Below are 14,263 nucleotides of genomic sequence, written 5' to 3'. Positions count from 1 at the left end.
CCCCCCGGTGAGGAAAGAGACTCCGATGGTCGATCTGGACCGGCCGGTGGCCATGCCACCTCTGGTGTACCTGCACGAGGGCGACGAGGTGACGGTCGGCCGGCCGGACACCGACTCCTACGCGGTCCTGCCGGCCGACGGCGCCGAGCTCGTCCGGCGGCTGGCCGCCGGGATGACGCCACGGGCGGCGGCCGAGTGGTACGCCGAGGCGTTCGGCGCCGACGTCGACATCGCGGAGTTCCTGGCCGACCTCGCCGAACTGAATCTCGCCCAGCTGGACCCCGCCCAGCTGAATCCCGCCCAGCTGAATCACGCCGAGACCCCGCCGTCAGCCGCCCCGGCTCCGGCGCGCCTGCAGCGGCTGGGCCGGTTGCTCCTCGCCCCGCCCGCCCTGCTCGGGTACGGGCTGATCGTGCTGGCCGCCGTGGTCGTCGCCGGCCGGCAGCACGACCTGGCCCCCGGCTACAGCCACCTGTTCTTCACGCCCTACTTCGCGGTGGTCGAGATCGTGCTGTTCGTCGGCCAGTTCCCGCTGATCCTCCTGCACGAGAGTGCGCACGTGCTCGCCGGCCGCCGCCTCGGCCTGCGCACCCGGGTGTCGGTGGGTTTCCGCTTCTACTACCTCGTGCTGCAGACCGAGATGGACGGCCTCGTCGCGGTGCCGGCCCGGAAGCGGGTGCTGCCGATGGTCGCCGGCATCGGCGCCGACCTGGTGGTCGCCTCGGTGCTCACGCTGATCGCCGCGGCGCTGCGCGAGCCCGGCGGCGGCCTGCCACTGGCCGGCCGGCTGGCCCTGGCGCTGGCGTTCACCACCCTGCTGCGGGTCGCCTGGCAGTTCTACTTCTTCCTGCGTACCGATCTCTACTACGTGGTGAGCCTGGTGCTGGGCTGCGTCGACCTGCACGGCACGGCGAAGGCCATGCTGCGCAACCGGTTCTGGGCACTGCTGCGCCGCCCGGACCGGCTGACCGACGCCTCGGCCTGGCATCCGCGCGACGTACGGGCCGGCCGCTGGTACGCCGCGCTGATGGTCGCCGGCTACGGCCTGAGCACGCTGATGCTGCTCGTCGTGGTGCTGCCGGCGGCCTACCACTTCGTCTCCGGCGTGCTCGGTCACCTGAGTGGGTCGGCCGGGCTGCGCGGGGTCGCCGACGCCGCCGTCTTCCTCGGTGTCAACCTGCTCCAACTGGCCCTCGTGGTGACGCTCGCGGTCCGCGCCCGGCGGGCACGCACGACCAACCGGATCCCGGCCACCGCGGCCCCCGCTGTTCCCTGACGTCCGGACCCCCTGCCGTTCCCCGACGTCCGGACCCCCTGCCGTTCCCTGACGTCCGGAAAGGACGACGACATGGTTGAGCTGCCGAACCACCACTGGATCCGGGCCGACCACCCGGCCGAGCGCCGCGCCGGGCTGGTGGCCGGGCCGGACGCGACGGTGCTGGCCGTCCTGGACGCCCACCGGGGGCTCCGCGGCCCGTACACGGCGGCCGGCACCCTGCTGCGCCAGATCGTGCCGGACGCGCTGACCCGCTACCCGGACCTGGTGCACCGGCACGACATCGAGATCCTGTCGGTCGCCCCGGAACTGCGCGCGGTCGTCCCGGCCAGCCGCGAGACGCTGACCTCCCTGGCCGTTCCGACCGAGCGCACCCGGTTCTACTCCCGGCTGCGCACCGCCCGGCTCGCCAACGGGCTCACCGAGTTCCTGCACGGCTACCTGCGCCGGCTCGGCGGTGGGCCCCGGTGCCTGCTGGTGGACAACCTGCACCAGGCCGACCCGACCGACCAGGAACTGTTCGCGGTGCTGCTGCGGCGCGCCGACCGGGCCCGGCTCTGCCTGCACCTGGCGACCGCCGCCGACCCGCCCGCCGACCCGCCTGGCCCGGTCCCGTTCCCCCTCGGCGCCGCCCTCGCCCGGTACGCCGCCGTAGGCCCCACGCCCACCCTCGACGCGGAGCCGCCGACCGGTGACGACGAGGAACTGGCCCGGCGCTACGTCTGGCGCGACGGCGTCGCCGCCGACGACCCGGTGCTGCTGGGTGCCTATCAGCGCCTCGACCCGGCGCGGCGGGCGGCCCTGCACGACGCCCGCGGCGACGAACTGGTCGGCACCGGCGAGGAGTCGCTGCGCCTCGGGGCCGTCCCCTACCACCGCGAGCACGGCTCCGACCCCACCAAGGCCGGGGTGGCGAGCCTGTACGAGGCCCTGTTCGTCGGCCTGGACAACGGCTTCTACCACGCCACCGTCGAACTGGGCCGGCGCGGCCTCGCCCTGGTCGACCCGGCTACCCAGCCCATTCCGTGGTGGGCGTTCATCACCAAGATGACGACCTCGCTGTCCGCCCTCGGCCGCGGCGAGGAGGCCATCGAGCTGTACGACGAGGCGCGGGCCCGGACCACCGACCCCACCCAGCAGCGGCAGGCGGCCTACGCCACGGCGATGCTCTACACCCGCCATCTCGGCGCCGACCGGCACAACCAGCGCCTGGCCCGAGCCTGGTCGAACATCGCGATCGCCCTCACCGAGGCCATCGAGGACCCGACCGAACGGGCGTTCCAGTCGGCGTTCCAGCGCAACGGCCTCGCCCTGGTCGCCACCCACGACGGCGAACCGGACGAGGCGCTGCGCCTGGTCGAGGACGGCATCGACCGGCTCGACCGGGAACTCGACGACGGCCGGCACGCCCTGCACCGCTCGGTGCTGCGGCACAACCGGTCGATGCTGCACCTGGGGGCGGGCCGTTTCGAGGCGGCGCTGGCCGACCTGGACGCCGTCATCCAGGCCGACCCCAACTACGCCGAGTACCGTTTCGACCGCGGCAACCTGCTGCGCCGGATGAACCGGCCGATCGAGGCGCTCGCCGACTACGAGACCGCGCTGACCCTCTCCCCGCCGTTCCCCGAGGTGTACTACAACCGCGGGGACACCCGTCTCGAACTGGGCGACGCCGAGGGGGCCGAGGCGGACTTCGGCTACGTGCTCGAACTCGACCCCGGCTATGTCGACGCCTACCTCAACCGGGCCGGTCTGCGGCTGGCCGCCGGCGACCTCACCGCGGCGGCCGAGGACGTGGCGGCCGGGCTGCGGGTCGACCCCGGCAACCCCCACCTGCTCTGCGTACGCGGGCAGCTGGAGCTGGCCGACGGCGACCCGGCGGCCGCCGAGCGCACCCTGTCGGCGGCCCTCGCCACCGCCCCGGACCTGGCCGCCGGCTGGGCCGCCCGCGCCACCGCCCACTACGAGCTGGACGACGTGCCCGCGGCCCTGGCCGACCTCGACCGGGCGTTGTCCCTGCGCGACGACCCCGAGATGCGTTTCAACCGGGCCGTGCTGCGCGCCGCGGCCGGCCGCCACGCCGAGGCCGTCGCCGACCTCACCGTGGCCGGCGAGAGCGTCGACGACCCGCAGATCCGCTGGGAACGCGCCCGGTCCCTGCTGGCCCTCGGCGAGACCGCCGCCGCCGACGACGACCTGCGGGCCTGCGCGCAAGCCGACCCGGAGCTGGCGGACCAGGTGCGCCACCTGCGCCCGGAACTCCTCGGCGCCGGCCGCTGATCAACCGATCACGCGGTAGGTGTTGGTCGAGCAGTGGATCTCACCCTCCGAGACGTGCGCGGAGATCAGGTCGTCCACGAAGGTGACGCGGTAGCCGATGCCGGCGAGCGCCGACTCGATGGCGGTGGCGAAGATGTCGCGGCCGGCGACCACCGGGCCGAACGGTTTCGGCGCCACGTAACGGCCGGACCCGGCGGCCAGGCCGTTCACCGGGTTGGGGGTCTCGGCGACGGCGGACCGCCGGGCGTTCAGGGCGGCCACGGCCTCGTCGCGGTCCGGTCCGGGCGGCAGGTCGTCGATGGCGTACTTGGCGATGCCCCAGTCCAGTCCACGGGCGGTGAACAGGACCGGGACCCGGACGATCTGCGACTTCGGCAGGGCCAGCACCGCCAGCGCCGCGTCGATCCGGCCGGCGGCGATGCGGTTGACGTCGAGGAACTGCGGGTCGGCCCGGAACTCGCCGGCCGTCCGCTGGTCGATGCGCTCCTCGTAGTCGCCGAGCGGCGGCAGCGCGCCGTGCAGGGCGGCGCCGGCGGGCACGGTCGACAGCAGGGCGAGCCCGGCCGAGGGGTCGGCGACCAGGGCCCGCCAGCCGCCGGGCACCGGCAGGAACTGGATGAACTCGTCGACGTGGCCGACCACGAGCCAGCTGGTGTCGACGACGACCACCGGCTGGGCCGCCTGCGCCCGCAGGAAGGTGACCACCTCGGGAGACGGCGTGCCGCCGAGGACGATCCGGCCGTCCGGCACGGTCTCCAGGTTGCCCATCGAGTCGTACGTGTTGTCGTCGCCGACCCCGGCGACCGGAACCGTGGGGATGTGCACGACACCGACGTCCCGCCCCCGCAACGCGGTGTACGTGATCCGGGCGGCCTGCCGGTGGGCCTGGTTCACCGAGGGGATCAGCACCCGCATGGGGTGCCCGGCCATCACCTGGTAGCCGGGTTCGAAGAGGTCCTGCATCCACTCGTCGTGGCCGGTGTCCAACTGCGACATCGGCACCCCGGGCGGCAGCGCCGAGGCGACGGTGTCGCGCCACTCCCGGCCGCTGGTGTCGCTCACCTTCGAGGCCAGCACCCGCTCGAGGCGTTGCGTGTTGAGCTGGGTGCGGACCGGTGCCTCGTGCAGGCGTACCGAAACCGTCCGGCCGGACGAGAAGCGGAGCGTGACCGATGCGCTGCCGTCCCACACCTTGCGGTCCCGCACCACGTCCCGGCCCTCCAGGCCGAGCTCGACGCCGGCCCGCAACTCGGCTGCGGTGAGCTTGTCGGCGACCGTCCACCGGGAGCGCTTGACGAAGAGCCGCACGTTGCCGGTGAGCGTCACAGTGGCGGTGGCCGAGTCGGGTGCGCCGGGCCAGGAGGCGTGCAGCCGGGCCAGGTCGAGCTCGTCGGCCGGGCCGTTCACGACCTCGTCGGCGGCGTCGTTGCAGGCGGCCAGCTGCCGGTCGGTGAGGTTCTGCTCGGTCCGGTGCGCCAGCCGCTGGGCGGGGGTCGGCTCGGCGATCTCGTTGTACCGTTCGTCGGCGGCGTCCTCCCGGGCCACGGCGGCCGCGGTGAGCTTGCGGGCAGGCGCCTGGCACCGGCCGGCGTCGTCGTCGATGTTGGCGAGGAAGACCCCGCCGGGGGTGAGCACGCGCAGCCGCGGTGTGTCGTCGCCGGACGCGTACGCGGTCAGCGGAACGGCCGCGAGCGTGGCCGTCACCGCGACCAGGAACAGTTTCTTCATGGCCGCCGATGGTGGCGGGCGGTTGTCAGGAAGGTGTGTGCGCGCCGTCGTGATCCCATGAGGACGGGGTGAGATGGGCCTCGCCGGCCGGCAGTCGCAGGGTGAAGGTGGCGCCCCGGCCGGGTGGGCTGGCCACCCCGACCGACCCGCCGTGGGCCTCGGTGAGCTTGCGGGTGATGGCCAGGCCCAGCCCGCTGCCGCCGGTGCGGCGGTTACGTGACTTCTCCGCCCGCCAGAACCGTTCGAAGACCAGCGGCAGATGCTCGGCGGCGATGCCGGTGCCCTCGTCGGTGACCGAGATCAGCACCTCGGCCCCGGCCGGGACGGCCGCCAGGTGCACCGTGCCACCCGGTGGGGAGTGCCGCACCGCGTTGCCGGTCAGGTTGCCGACCGCCTGGCGCAGCCGGACCGGGTCGGCGGTCAGGGTCAGACCGGGTGGGGTGTCCACGACCACGTCGACGGCCGGGGTGCCGAAGGAGGCCGCGATCTGGGTCAGCAACTCGGCCACGTCGACCGGGGCCGGACGCAGGCGCAGTTCGCCGGCGTCGGCGGCGGACAGGTCCTGCAGGTCGTCGATCACGTGCTGCAGCAGCAGCGCCTCCTCCAGCAGCGAGGCGATCAGCTTGTCGTCGAGGACGGCGACACCGTCCTCGGCCGCCTCCAGCCAGCCGCGGATGTTGGTGACCGGCGTGCGCATCTCGTGGGCGATGTCGCCGACCATGTCACGGCGCAGTTTCTCGGCCTGCTGCCGGCGCGCGGCCATGTCGTTGAACGCGGCCCCGAGGCGGGCGATCTCGTCACTGCCGGTCACCGCCACCCGGGTCGTGTCGTCGCCGTCGCGCATGTGCCCGGCGGCGGCGGTGAGTTCCCGCAACGGCCGGATCAGCCGGCGGCCGACGAGCGCACCGACGACCACCGTGATCAGCAGCACCAGCCCGCTCACCCCGATGATGCGCGCCCGGTTGGCCGGGGACAGGTCCAGCCCGGTGACCGGCTCGGCGATTCCCGGCGCGGTCAGGTAGAGCAGCGCCGGGGGAGCGGTCCAGGCGGCCAGCTGGCTCCGCCGGGCCCGGTCGACGCAGCGGTCCACGGCGGTGTCCAGGCCGAGCCCGCCGCGCACGTTGCCGGGATCGTCCCAGCGCCACGTGAAGTCGGTCGACATCCGCACCCGCGCGGCGTAGCGGGGCCGCATGCAGTCGTTGACCTCCTTCTCCAGGGCGGTGATGCCGTTGCGCTCGGTCGGGGTCGGCACGGCCAGGGCGTCGCGTGCGCGCAGGCACGTGACATCACCAGCGAGGTCGGCTCCGGGTGTCTGCACCCACGGCCGGCCGCTCGGGCCGACCACGATCCGGGCGTCGCGGATCACTCCGTCCTCCGGGAGCGCGTCCCGGCCACCGCCCGCCGGGGTGCCCCGCAGGCAGTCCAGCACCTGCGTGGCGAGCTGCGCCAGGGCCGCTCGTTCGACCGGCGGCAGCAGGAACGGGCCGACCGCCCGCGGGTCGATCCGCGACTCGAGGTTCTGCAGCGGGTTGACCGTCGCGGAGGGATGAGCGGGCAGGGCGCCGACGCCCGAATCGGCTATCGGACTGCCGTCGGTGCTGGTCAACGCCACCCGGTGACCCGTCGAGCCGGCCAGCGAGCGCACCACCGGCGCGACCCCCGACCACGAGCGGTGACCGGCGGCGTAGCCCAGCAGGGTGTCGTAGACGCGGGCGTCGTCGGTGAGCGCCTGCGCCTGTTCCTGGCGGATCGCCCGGGTCGTGGTCCGCACCGCCAGCCACGCGGTGGCCGCGATCGAGCAGATCGAGACGACGGCCAGGGCCGCCAGCAGGCGTACCAGCAGCGAGCGCATCTACCCGGCGACCTTGTAGCCGACGCCGTAGACGGTCAGGACATGCGCGGGGTTGCGGGGGTCGGTCTCGATCTTCTTGCGGAGATTCATGATGTGTACGTCGACGGTGCGCACCGTCACGTACCGGTCGAAGCCGTGCAGGCGGCGCAGCAACTGGGCGCGGGTGAACACCCGGCCGGGCTCGGCGGCCAGGGCCGAGAGCAGTTCGAACTCGCCGGGCGTGCAGTCGATCACGCGGCCGCCGAGACGTACCTCATGGCGTACCGGATCGATGTGCAACTCCCCGGCCCGCATGAGCCGATCGGCCGGGGACGCGGCGCCGGTGCGCCGTAGCAGGGTGCGCACCCGGGCCACCAGTTCGCGGGGGCTGTACGGCTTTCTCAGGTAGTCGTCGGCGCCGATGTCCAGCCCGAGCAGCAGTTCGTCCTCGGTGGCCCGGGCGGTGAGCATCAGCACGGGAAGGCTGGATTCCCGGCGCAGCACCCGGCAGACGTCCAGCCCGTCCATCCGGGGCATCATCACGTCGAGGACGAGCAGATCGGGCCGATGACTGCGGTACAGGTCCAGCGCGACCTGCCCGTCGTCGGCCAGTGTGACGGTGTGCCCGTCGAGCTCGAGGTAGCGGCGCACCAGTTCGGCCTGTTTGGCGTCGTCCTCGGCGACCAGCACATGTGCGCACATGACGGCGAGTGTAGGCGGCACCATGACCGGCTCACGGCTTCCTGACAGCTTCCATAAAAGTCCCCGGCACGGTGTCGGCCATGCGAAAAATGATGCTGGTGGCGGCCGGACTGATGGTTTTGAGCGGGTGCTCGGAACCGGCCCCGGCGAGGTCCGAGGTCGCCACCGTCGCGAGCCCGGCCGCCGGCAAGCCGGTCCCGGCCGGGCCGTCCACCACCCAGGCCGGCCCGCAGCGGCCGCAGTTGCGGCTCGACATGAGCGACGAGGAGCAGAAGCGGCTCTACACCGCCTACGACGACTGCCTCGTCGGGCACGGCGTGCAGGTGCTGGTCGACCGGCCCGACGGGCGCCGCATCGACGACAGCGGTGAACCCAAGTCGGCCTACACCGCCTGCGCGATCAAGCTCCCTCTGCAGCCGAAGGAGCTCGACCCCGACACCAACCCGAAGTTCCCCGAGCAGTGGCAGGACAACGTGCGGTGCCTGCGCAAGCACGGCCTCAAGGTCCATGTCACCGAGCCCGGCGAGTGGACCTACGACGACGACTTCCAGCACGTGCCCGATCAGGACAAGCTCGAGAAGGACTGCCTCCAGGAGGCCTTCGGTGCGAACGGTTAAGGTCGTGGCCGCCGGGCTCCTGCTCGCCGTCGGCGGCTTCGCCGGAACCCGGCTGCTCGCCGGTCGCGACCCGGCCGAGCCGGCGTCCGCGGCGCCACCCTCGCTCACCGTCACCGCGGTCACCCGGGGGGACCTGGCCGACAGCCGCACGATGCCGGGCACGCTCGGGTTCGGCGCCGGGGTCACGGTGCGCGGCAGCGGACCGGGCATCGTCACGCAACTGCCGCCGGTCGGCTTCGCGGTGCGCCGGGGTCAGCCGCTGTACCGGGTCGACGACCAGCTGGTGCTCGTCCTGTTCGGCACCACGCCGCTGTTCCGGGTCCTCGACAAGCCCGGCCTGACCGGCCGGGACGTGGCCGAGCTGCGGGAGAACCTGGCCCAGCTCGGGTACGCGTCGCACCGGGTACGCGACAACGACGTGCTCGACGCGGCACTGCTCGACGGCGTACGCCGATGGCAGCGCGACGCCGGCATCCCGTCTCCCACCAAGGTCGTCTCGCCCGCCCGGGCCGTCGTCCTCGACGGCCCGGGGCGGGTCTCCGCGATCACCGCCCATCCCGGCGACCCGGCCGCCGGTGACCTGTTCACGGTCACCGGTACCGGAAAGGTGGTCACCGTGGCGATGCCGGCCACCGACGTCGGCACGGTCCGCGCCGGGATGGCCGTCACCGTCGCGCTCCCGTCCGGGGGCAGCACCCCCGGCGTGGTCGGCACGGTCGGGTCGGCGGTCGCCGACGGGTCGCCCGGTGAGGCTCCGAAGATCAACGTGTCGATCCGCCTGACCCGGCCGGCCGACATCGCGAAACTCGACGCCGCCGCGGTGCAGGTGCGGTTCACCACCCAGGTCCGCAAGGGCCTGCTGACCGTTCCGGTGGGGGCGCTGGTCGCGCTGCGCGAGGGCGGGTACGCCGTGCAGCGGCCGGGCGGCTCGCTGATCCCGGTGACGACCGGCATGTTCGCCGACGGCCTGGTCGAGGTCAGCGGCGACCAGATCACCGAGGGCATGCCGGTGGTGACCACCTCGTGACCGTCCTGGCACTGGAGAACGTCACCAAGGCCTACCCGGGCGGCTTCACCGCCCTGGACGACGTGTCGTTGACGGTCGCCGCCGGCGATCTGATCGGCATCGTCGGCCGGTCCGGCTCCGGCAAGTCCACCCTGCTCAACATCATGGGTACGCTCGACGCGCCGACCAGCGGCACGGTCCGGGTGGACGGCGTCGAGGCCGGGGCCCTGCCCGACCGCCGGCTGGCCACCCTGCGCGGCAGCCGCATCGGTTTCGTCTTCCAGCACTTCCACCTGCTCGACGCGCTCAGCGCGGCCGACAACGTGGCCATCGCTCTGCTCTACACCGGCGTCGCCCGGCGCGACCGGCGGCCGCTGGCGGTGGCCGCACTGGAGCGGGTCGGCCTCGGCCACCGGGTCGGGCACCGCCCGCAGCAGCTCTCCGGCGGCGAGAAGCAGCGGGTCGCCATCGCCCGCGCCCTCGTGCACAGCCCGGCCCTGGTGCTCGCCGACGAGCCGACCGGGGCCCTGGACACCGCGACCGGGGAAGCCGTGTTGGACCTGCTCGTCGAGCTCAACCGCACCGAGCGGGCCACCATCGCGGTGATCACCCACGACCAGGGCATCGCCGACCGCCTGCCCCGCCGGATCACCCTGCGCGACGGGCGGATCGTCCCGTGAGCCCCGGCGACGTCCTGCGGCTCGGTCTGCTCGGCATCCGCGGCCGCCGGGCCCGCGCCGCCCTGTCCGCGCTGGGCATCGCGATCGGCGTGGCGACCATGGTGGTGGTGACCGGCATCCCGGCCGCCGGCCAGCGGGCCCTGGCCGACCGGCTGGCCGCGCTGGGCACCAATCTGCTGCGGGTGCAGCCGGTCAGCGCGGGCGACCAGCCCACCCTGCTGCCCGCCGAGTCGGTCGCCATGGTGCGCCGGATCGGCCCGGTCGAACAGGTGAGCGCGGTCGCCAACACCCACCGGGTGGTCCGCCGCTCCGACCTGATCGACCCCGAGGACGGGTCCGGCATCACCGTCCTGGCCGCCCGGCCCGGCCTGCTGCCGGCCGCCGGCGCGGCGATGAGCTCCGGCTCCTTCCTCACGGCGGTCACCGCCCGCTTCCCGGTGGCGATCCTCGGCTACGAGGCGGCCGCGCGCCTCGGCTACGACCGCCTGCCCCCGCCGGGCGCACCGGCCGCCCGCGTGTCGATCGGCAACCGCTGGTTCAGCGTCGGCGGCATCATGGCGCCGGCGCCGCTGGCCCCCGAGCTCGATCAGGCGGTCCTGGTCGGCTGGGACACCGCCCGCGTGCTGCTGGGCTTCGACGGCCACCCCACGGTGCTGTACGTCCGGGCCCGCGAGGACACCCTCGACGACGTCCGGGCGATCCTGCCCGCCACCGTGTTCCCCCAGTTGCCCGGCCTGGTGCAGGTCAGCCGGCCGTCGGACGCGCTGGCCGCCAAACGCGAGGGCGCCCGGACGTTCGGTGCCCTGCTGTTCGCCCTGGCCGGGGTGTCGCTGCTGGTCGGCGCGGTCGGGGTGGCCAACACCATGGTGCTCTCGGTGCTGGAACGCCGCCGCGAGATCGGCCTGCGGCGTGCCCTGGGCGCCCGCCGCAGCCACATCCGTGCCCAGTTCCTGGCCGAGTCGGTGCTGCTGTCGGCCCTGGGTGGCGGGGCCGGCGCGGCCGCCGGCATCGTCGTCACCGCCGGCTACACCGCCTGGCAGCAGTGGCCGCTGGTGATCCCGCTCGGCCCGGTGGCCGGCGGGGTGTCCGGGGCGCTGGCGGCCGGCGTGCTGGCCGGCGTCTACCCGGCGGTCCGGGCGGCCCGGCTCACCCCGACCGAAGCGCTGGCCGCCGTCTGAGCCTTGCCCGGACGGGGCCCGCGATCGCGGCGGGTCAGGACAGGTGGGCGGCGTCGAGTGCGGACTGCGATCCTCAGCCAGAACGAGGTGAGGCCGGGCCCCGGCTTCGCATCCTCGCCGGCCGGCGAGCGGGCTCGCCGTGCCGGTCAGGACCAGGTCCACCGCTGGTTGGCAGCCCCGGTGCAGGTCCACAGCCGGACCGTGGTGTTGTTGGCGATGCCGCCGCCGGTCACCTCGAGGCAGAGCCCGGACTGGACACCGGTGATGGTGCCACTGGCGTTCAGGGTCCACTGCTGGTTGGTCTGGCCGTTGCAGTCCCAGATCTCCACCTTGGTGCCGGCCGTGGTCTGGTTGTTGTACGCGTCCAGGCACTTGCCGAGCACCTGCAGCTGGTTGCCGCTGCGGGTCCACAGCTGGTTGGTGCCGCCGTTGCAGTCCCAGATGACCGGCAGGGTGCCGTTGGCGGTGTTGCTGTTCGGGTCGTCCAGGCAGCGGTTCGAGCCCACCCCGCGGATCGTGGTCGTCGTCGTGCCGCCGCCCGGGTCGCTCGTCGTCCCGCCGGACACCCGGTACATCACGACGCCGTGGCCCGGGACCGAGGAGCTGATCGCGCCGCCGGTCGTGCTCGTGGTGTTGGCCCACAGGTCGGTGAGGGTGTAGGCGGTGGCGCCGCTCTTGCCGATGGCCGCCGCCGTGGTGCTGATGGTCGCGGTCGAGGCGCCCTCGTTGAACAGCACCACCGCGACGTCGCCGTTGGCCAGCGGTTTGGCCAGCACGTCGAGGCCGCCGGCGGAGCTGACCAGCCGGCCCTGCTTGCCCGCCGAGTCCTGGTCGACCGCGATCACCGCCTTGTTGCCCAGGATGGACAGTGTGGTGGCGCTGGCGTTGACCAGGTTGTTGCCGGCCAGCAGCGGGGCGGCCATCTCGGCCCAGAGACTGAAGTGGGCGCGGTCCTCGGTGGCCGACATGCCGTTGCCGACCTCGAGCATGTCCGGGTCGTTCCACTGGCCGGGGCCGGCGTACGCGGCCAGGCCGACGTTCTGGTGGAAGATCGAGAGCATGCTGTTGTAGTTGTTCTGGATGTCGCCGGTCGTGCGCCACAGGTTGCCGACCGGGGCGGCCCAGGTCCAGGGCGCGTTGACGCCCCATTCACAGATGCTGTAGACGATCGGGCGGCCGGTGGCGGCCAGCGCGTCCCGCATCGCCGAGTACCGGGCGATGTACTGCTGGGTGGTGCTGCTGCCGTTGTTGTAGCAGTTGTCGTACTTCAGGTAGTCGACGCCCCACGCGGCGAAGGACCGCGCGTCCTGCGCCTCATGGCCGAGGCTGCCCGGGTAGCCGGCGCAGGTGGAGGTGCCGGCATCCTCGTAGATGCCCAGCTTCAAGCCTTTGGCGTGGACGTACGCCGCCGTACCGGAGATGCCGTCGGGGAATTTGCCGTAGTCGGGCTGCAGGTTGCCGGAGCTGTCCCGGCTGTGCTGCATCCAGCAGTCGTCGATGTTGACGTACTGGTAGCCGGCCGCGGCCAGCCCGCTCGACACGATCTTGTCGGCGGTCTGCTTGACCAGCGTCTCGGACACGTTGCAGCCGTAGGCGTTCCAGTCGTTCCAGCCCATCGGCGGGGTCAGGGCGAGGTTGTTGGCCAGCGCCTGGGCCGGTTCGGCGGTGCGCAGGCCGAGACCCACGCCGGTGACGCCGACGGCCAGCACGAGCACGATGAACCGGGTGAGCCGGCGGCGGAAACCGCTGTGGCGTGACATGGGCATCTGTTCATCCCCCTTACGGGGCTCAGCTGCGGTGCGGTTGAGAACGTTAACAACCGATGTCGCGAGATTGCCAGAATGTTGCAAGGCATTCAAGGGTGACAATGTGATTGCTGCCGCATCGCGTAACGTTTCCCGGTTGATTCGATGAATGCCGAATTACCGGGGCCGGGCTGAGCGCTGCCGACCGGGGCCGGCCGATGGTGCGCGGACACCATCGCGACGCGATCCCGGTGCGCAGGATCCGGACGTTGAGCCCGGCGGTGTCGCTGTTCATCGCCCTCACCGAGCTGATCTCGGACGACGACCCGGATCAGAGCAGGATGGCGGCGAGCGCCCGGAACGCGTCGGCCGGGAACGAGGTGTGGTCGCCGCCGTTGAGCACCTGGATCGCCACCTCGTCGGCGCCCGCCCGGTAGTGCTTCTCGATGCCGGCGGCGACCTGCTCCGGCGTACCCCAGGGGATGACCGCGTCGACCAGCCGGTCGCTGCCGCCGCCGGCGAGATCCTCGTCGGTCCAGCCGAACCGGCGCAGGTTGTTGGTGTAGTTCGGCAGCTTGAGGTAGCCGGCGGTGTACTGCCGGGCGACGGCCCGGGCGCGGGTGGCCTCCGCTTCCAGGACCACCGCGACCTCGGGGGCGAGCAGCCGGCCGGGCCCGAGGGCCGGGCGGGCCTCGGCGGTGTGCTCGGCGGTGGTGAAGTAGGGGTGGGCGCCGGCCGACCGGTCCCGGGCGAGCTCCAGCATGCGGGGGCCGAGGGCGGCCAGGACGCGGCGTTCGGTGGGGAGCCCGGCGGCGTCGAGCGCGTCGAGGTATTCGACCATCTTCGAGTACGGCCTGCGGTACCGGGTGTGATCGCCGTCGACGAGCGCGGCGTGGCTGGTGCCGAGACCGAGCAGGAACCGCCCCGGGTGGGCGTTCGCCGCGGCTGCGGCGAACGCCGCCAGCTCGGCCGGCGAGGTGTGCCAGATGGTCGCGATTCCCGAGGCGACGCCGATGCGCCGGGTCCCGGCCAGCAGTTCCCCGAAGCGCGCCGGGAGGTTCTCGCCGAAACCGGCCGAGAACCAGATCCGGGAGTAGCCGAGCTCTTCCAGCTCGGTCGCGGCGTCGACGGCCGCGCTCGAGCTGGGGGCGCCGAGAAAGTACGGTTGCCAGACGCTGACGAGTCGCTGAGTCATATCCGAACAGTACGACCGTCCGGCG

Annotated in this window: 11 protein-coding genes; 6 read left to right on the top strand and 5 right to left on the bottom strand. The window is 73.2% G+C overall.

Annotation, left to right across the window (positions count from 1 at the left end; translation table 11 throughout):
- The first annotated feature begins 25 nt into the window (after nucleotides 1-25).
- Nucleotides 26-1,276, top strand: a complete 1,251-nt coding sequence (locus tag Afe05nite_RS35300; protein ID WP_203821640.1) for an amino acid adenylation domain-containing protein — start codon at nucleotides 26-28, stop codon at nucleotides 1,274-1,276.
- A gap of 72 nt (nucleotides 1,277-1,348) precedes the next feature.
- Nucleotides 1,349-3,556 carry a tetratricopeptide repeat protein gene (locus tag Afe05nite_RS35295; RefSeq protein ID WP_203821639.1) on the top strand — a complete coding sequence of 736 codons (2,208 nt, stop codon included), beginning with the start codon at nucleotides 1,349-1,351 and terminating at the stop codon, nucleotides 3,554-3,556.
- Here the strand turns inward: Afe05nite_RS35295 and Afe05nite_RS35290 are convergent, their stop codons facing one another.
- Genes Afe05nite_RS35290 through Afe05nite_RS35280 form a run of 3 tightly spaced genes read right to left on the bottom strand, consistent with a single transcriptional unit; the run spans nucleotide 3,557 to nucleotide 7,817 of the window.
- The gene (locus tag Afe05nite_RS35290; protein ID WP_203821638.1) at nucleotides 3,557-5,284 is read right to left on the bottom strand and encodes a protein-arginine deiminase family protein; all 1,728 of its coding nucleotides are present in this window, start codon (nucleotides 5,282-5,284) and stop codon (nucleotides 3,557-3,559) included.
- A gap of 25 nt (nucleotides 5,285-5,309) precedes the next feature.
- Nucleotides 5,310-7,136, bottom strand: coding sequence for a sensor histidine kinase (locus Afe05nite_RS35285; protein WP_203821637.1), 1,827 nt, complete (start codon nucleotides 7,134-7,136; stop codon nucleotides 5,310-5,312).
- Nucleotides 7,137-7,817: a response regulator transcription factor gene (locus Afe05nite_RS35280; protein ID WP_203821636.1), complete on the bottom strand. Its 681-nt coding sequence runs from the start codon at nucleotides 7,815-7,817 to the stop codon at nucleotides 7,137-7,139.
- An 80-nt stretch (nucleotides 7,818-7,897) separates the two neighbouring features.
- On the opposite strand from Afe05nite_RS35280, the gene Afe05nite_RS35275 reads away from it, so the two are divergent.
- The 4 genes from Afe05nite_RS35275 to Afe05nite_RS35260 are packed head-to-tail and all read left to right on the top strand — an operon-like array spanning nucleotide 7,898 to nucleotide 11,298.
- Complete coding sequence (locus Afe05nite_RS35275) at nucleotides 7,898-8,434, top strand: hypothetical protein (RefSeq protein ID WP_203821635.1); 537 nt, start codon at nucleotides 7,898-7,900, stop codon at nucleotides 8,432-8,434.
- Nucleotides 8,421-9,461 (top strand): peptidoglycan-binding protein, encoded by a 1,041-nt coding sequence (locus tag Afe05nite_RS35270; protein ID WP_203821634.1) that lies wholly within the window; start codon nucleotides 8,421-8,423, stop codon nucleotides 9,459-9,461. The genes Afe05nite_RS35275 and Afe05nite_RS35270 overlap by 14 nt, the downstream gene beginning before the upstream one ends.
- On the top strand, nucleotides 9,458-10,120 hold the full coding sequence (locus Afe05nite_RS35265) for an ABC transporter ATP-binding protein (protein ID WP_203821633.1): 663 nt from the start codon (nucleotides 9,458-9,460) through the stop codon (nucleotides 10,118-10,120). Before Afe05nite_RS35270 ends, Afe05nite_RS35265 begins: the two co-directional genes overlap by 4 nt.
- Nucleotides 10,117-11,298, top strand: coding sequence for an ABC transporter permease (locus Afe05nite_RS35260; RefSeq protein WP_203821632.1), 1,182 nt, complete (start codon nucleotides 10,117-10,119; stop codon nucleotides 11,296-11,298). The genes Afe05nite_RS35265 and Afe05nite_RS35260 overlap by 4 nt, the downstream gene beginning before the upstream one ends.
- Nucleotides 11,299-11,444: 146 nt before the next feature.
- On the opposite strand, the gene Afe05nite_RS35255 is transcribed toward Afe05nite_RS35260, so the two are convergent.
- A complete protein-coding gene (locus Afe05nite_RS35255; protein WP_239118436.1) occupies nucleotides 11,445-13,064 on the bottom strand; it encodes a glycoside hydrolase family 27 protein in 1,620 nt (539 codons plus the stop codon).
- A 310-nt stretch (nucleotides 13,065-13,374) separates the two neighbouring features.
- A complete protein-coding gene (locus tag Afe05nite_RS35250; protein ID WP_203821631.1) occupies nucleotides 13,375-14,238 on the bottom strand; it encodes a TIGR03620 family F420-dependent LLM class oxidoreductase in 864 nt (287 codons plus the stop codon).
- Nucleotides 14,239-14,263 lie beyond the last annotated feature (25 nt).

The organism is Paractinoplanes ferrugineus, from assembly GCF_016862195.1.
Taxonomy (GTDB): domain Bacteria; phylum Actinomycetota; class Actinomycetes; order Mycobacteriales; family Micromonosporaceae; genus Actinoplanes; species Actinoplanes ferrugineus.
This window is presented reverse-complemented; position numbering and strand designations above follow the sequence as displayed.

Bases quoted from the DNA above. Each gene is read 5' to 3' on its own strand.
- Afe05nite_RS35300 (WP_203821640.1), top strand. From the start codon at position 26: ATGGTCGATCTGGACCGGCCGGTGGCCATGCCACCTCTGGTGTACCTG.
- Afe05nite_RS35295 (WP_203821639.1), top strand. From the start codon at position 1,349: ATGGTTGAGCTGCCGAACCACCACTGGATCCGGGCCGACCACCCGGCC.
- Afe05nite_RS35290 (WP_203821638.1), bottom strand. From the start codon at position 5,284: ATGAAGAAACTGTTCCTGGTCGCGGTGACGGCCACGCTCGCGGCCGTT.
- Afe05nite_RS35285 (WP_203821637.1), bottom strand. From the start codon at position 7,136: ATGCGCTCGCTGCTGGTACGCCTGCTGGCGGCCCTGGCCGTCGTCTCG.
- Afe05nite_RS35280 (WP_203821636.1), bottom strand. From the start codon at position 7,817: ATGTGCGCACATGTGCTGGTCGCCGAGGACGACGCCAAACAGGCCGAA.
- Afe05nite_RS35275 (WP_203821635.1), top strand. From the start codon at position 7,898: ATGCGAAAAATGATGCTGGTGGCGGCCGGACTGATGGTTTTGAGCGGG.
- Afe05nite_RS35255 (WP_239118436.1), bottom strand. From the start codon at position 13,064: ATGCCCATGTCACGCCACAGCGGTTTCCGCCGCCGGCTCACCCGGTTC.
- Afe05nite_RS35250 (WP_203821631.1), bottom strand. From the start codon at position 14,238: ATGACTCAGCGACTCGTCAGCGTCTGGCAACCGTACTTTCTCGGCGCC.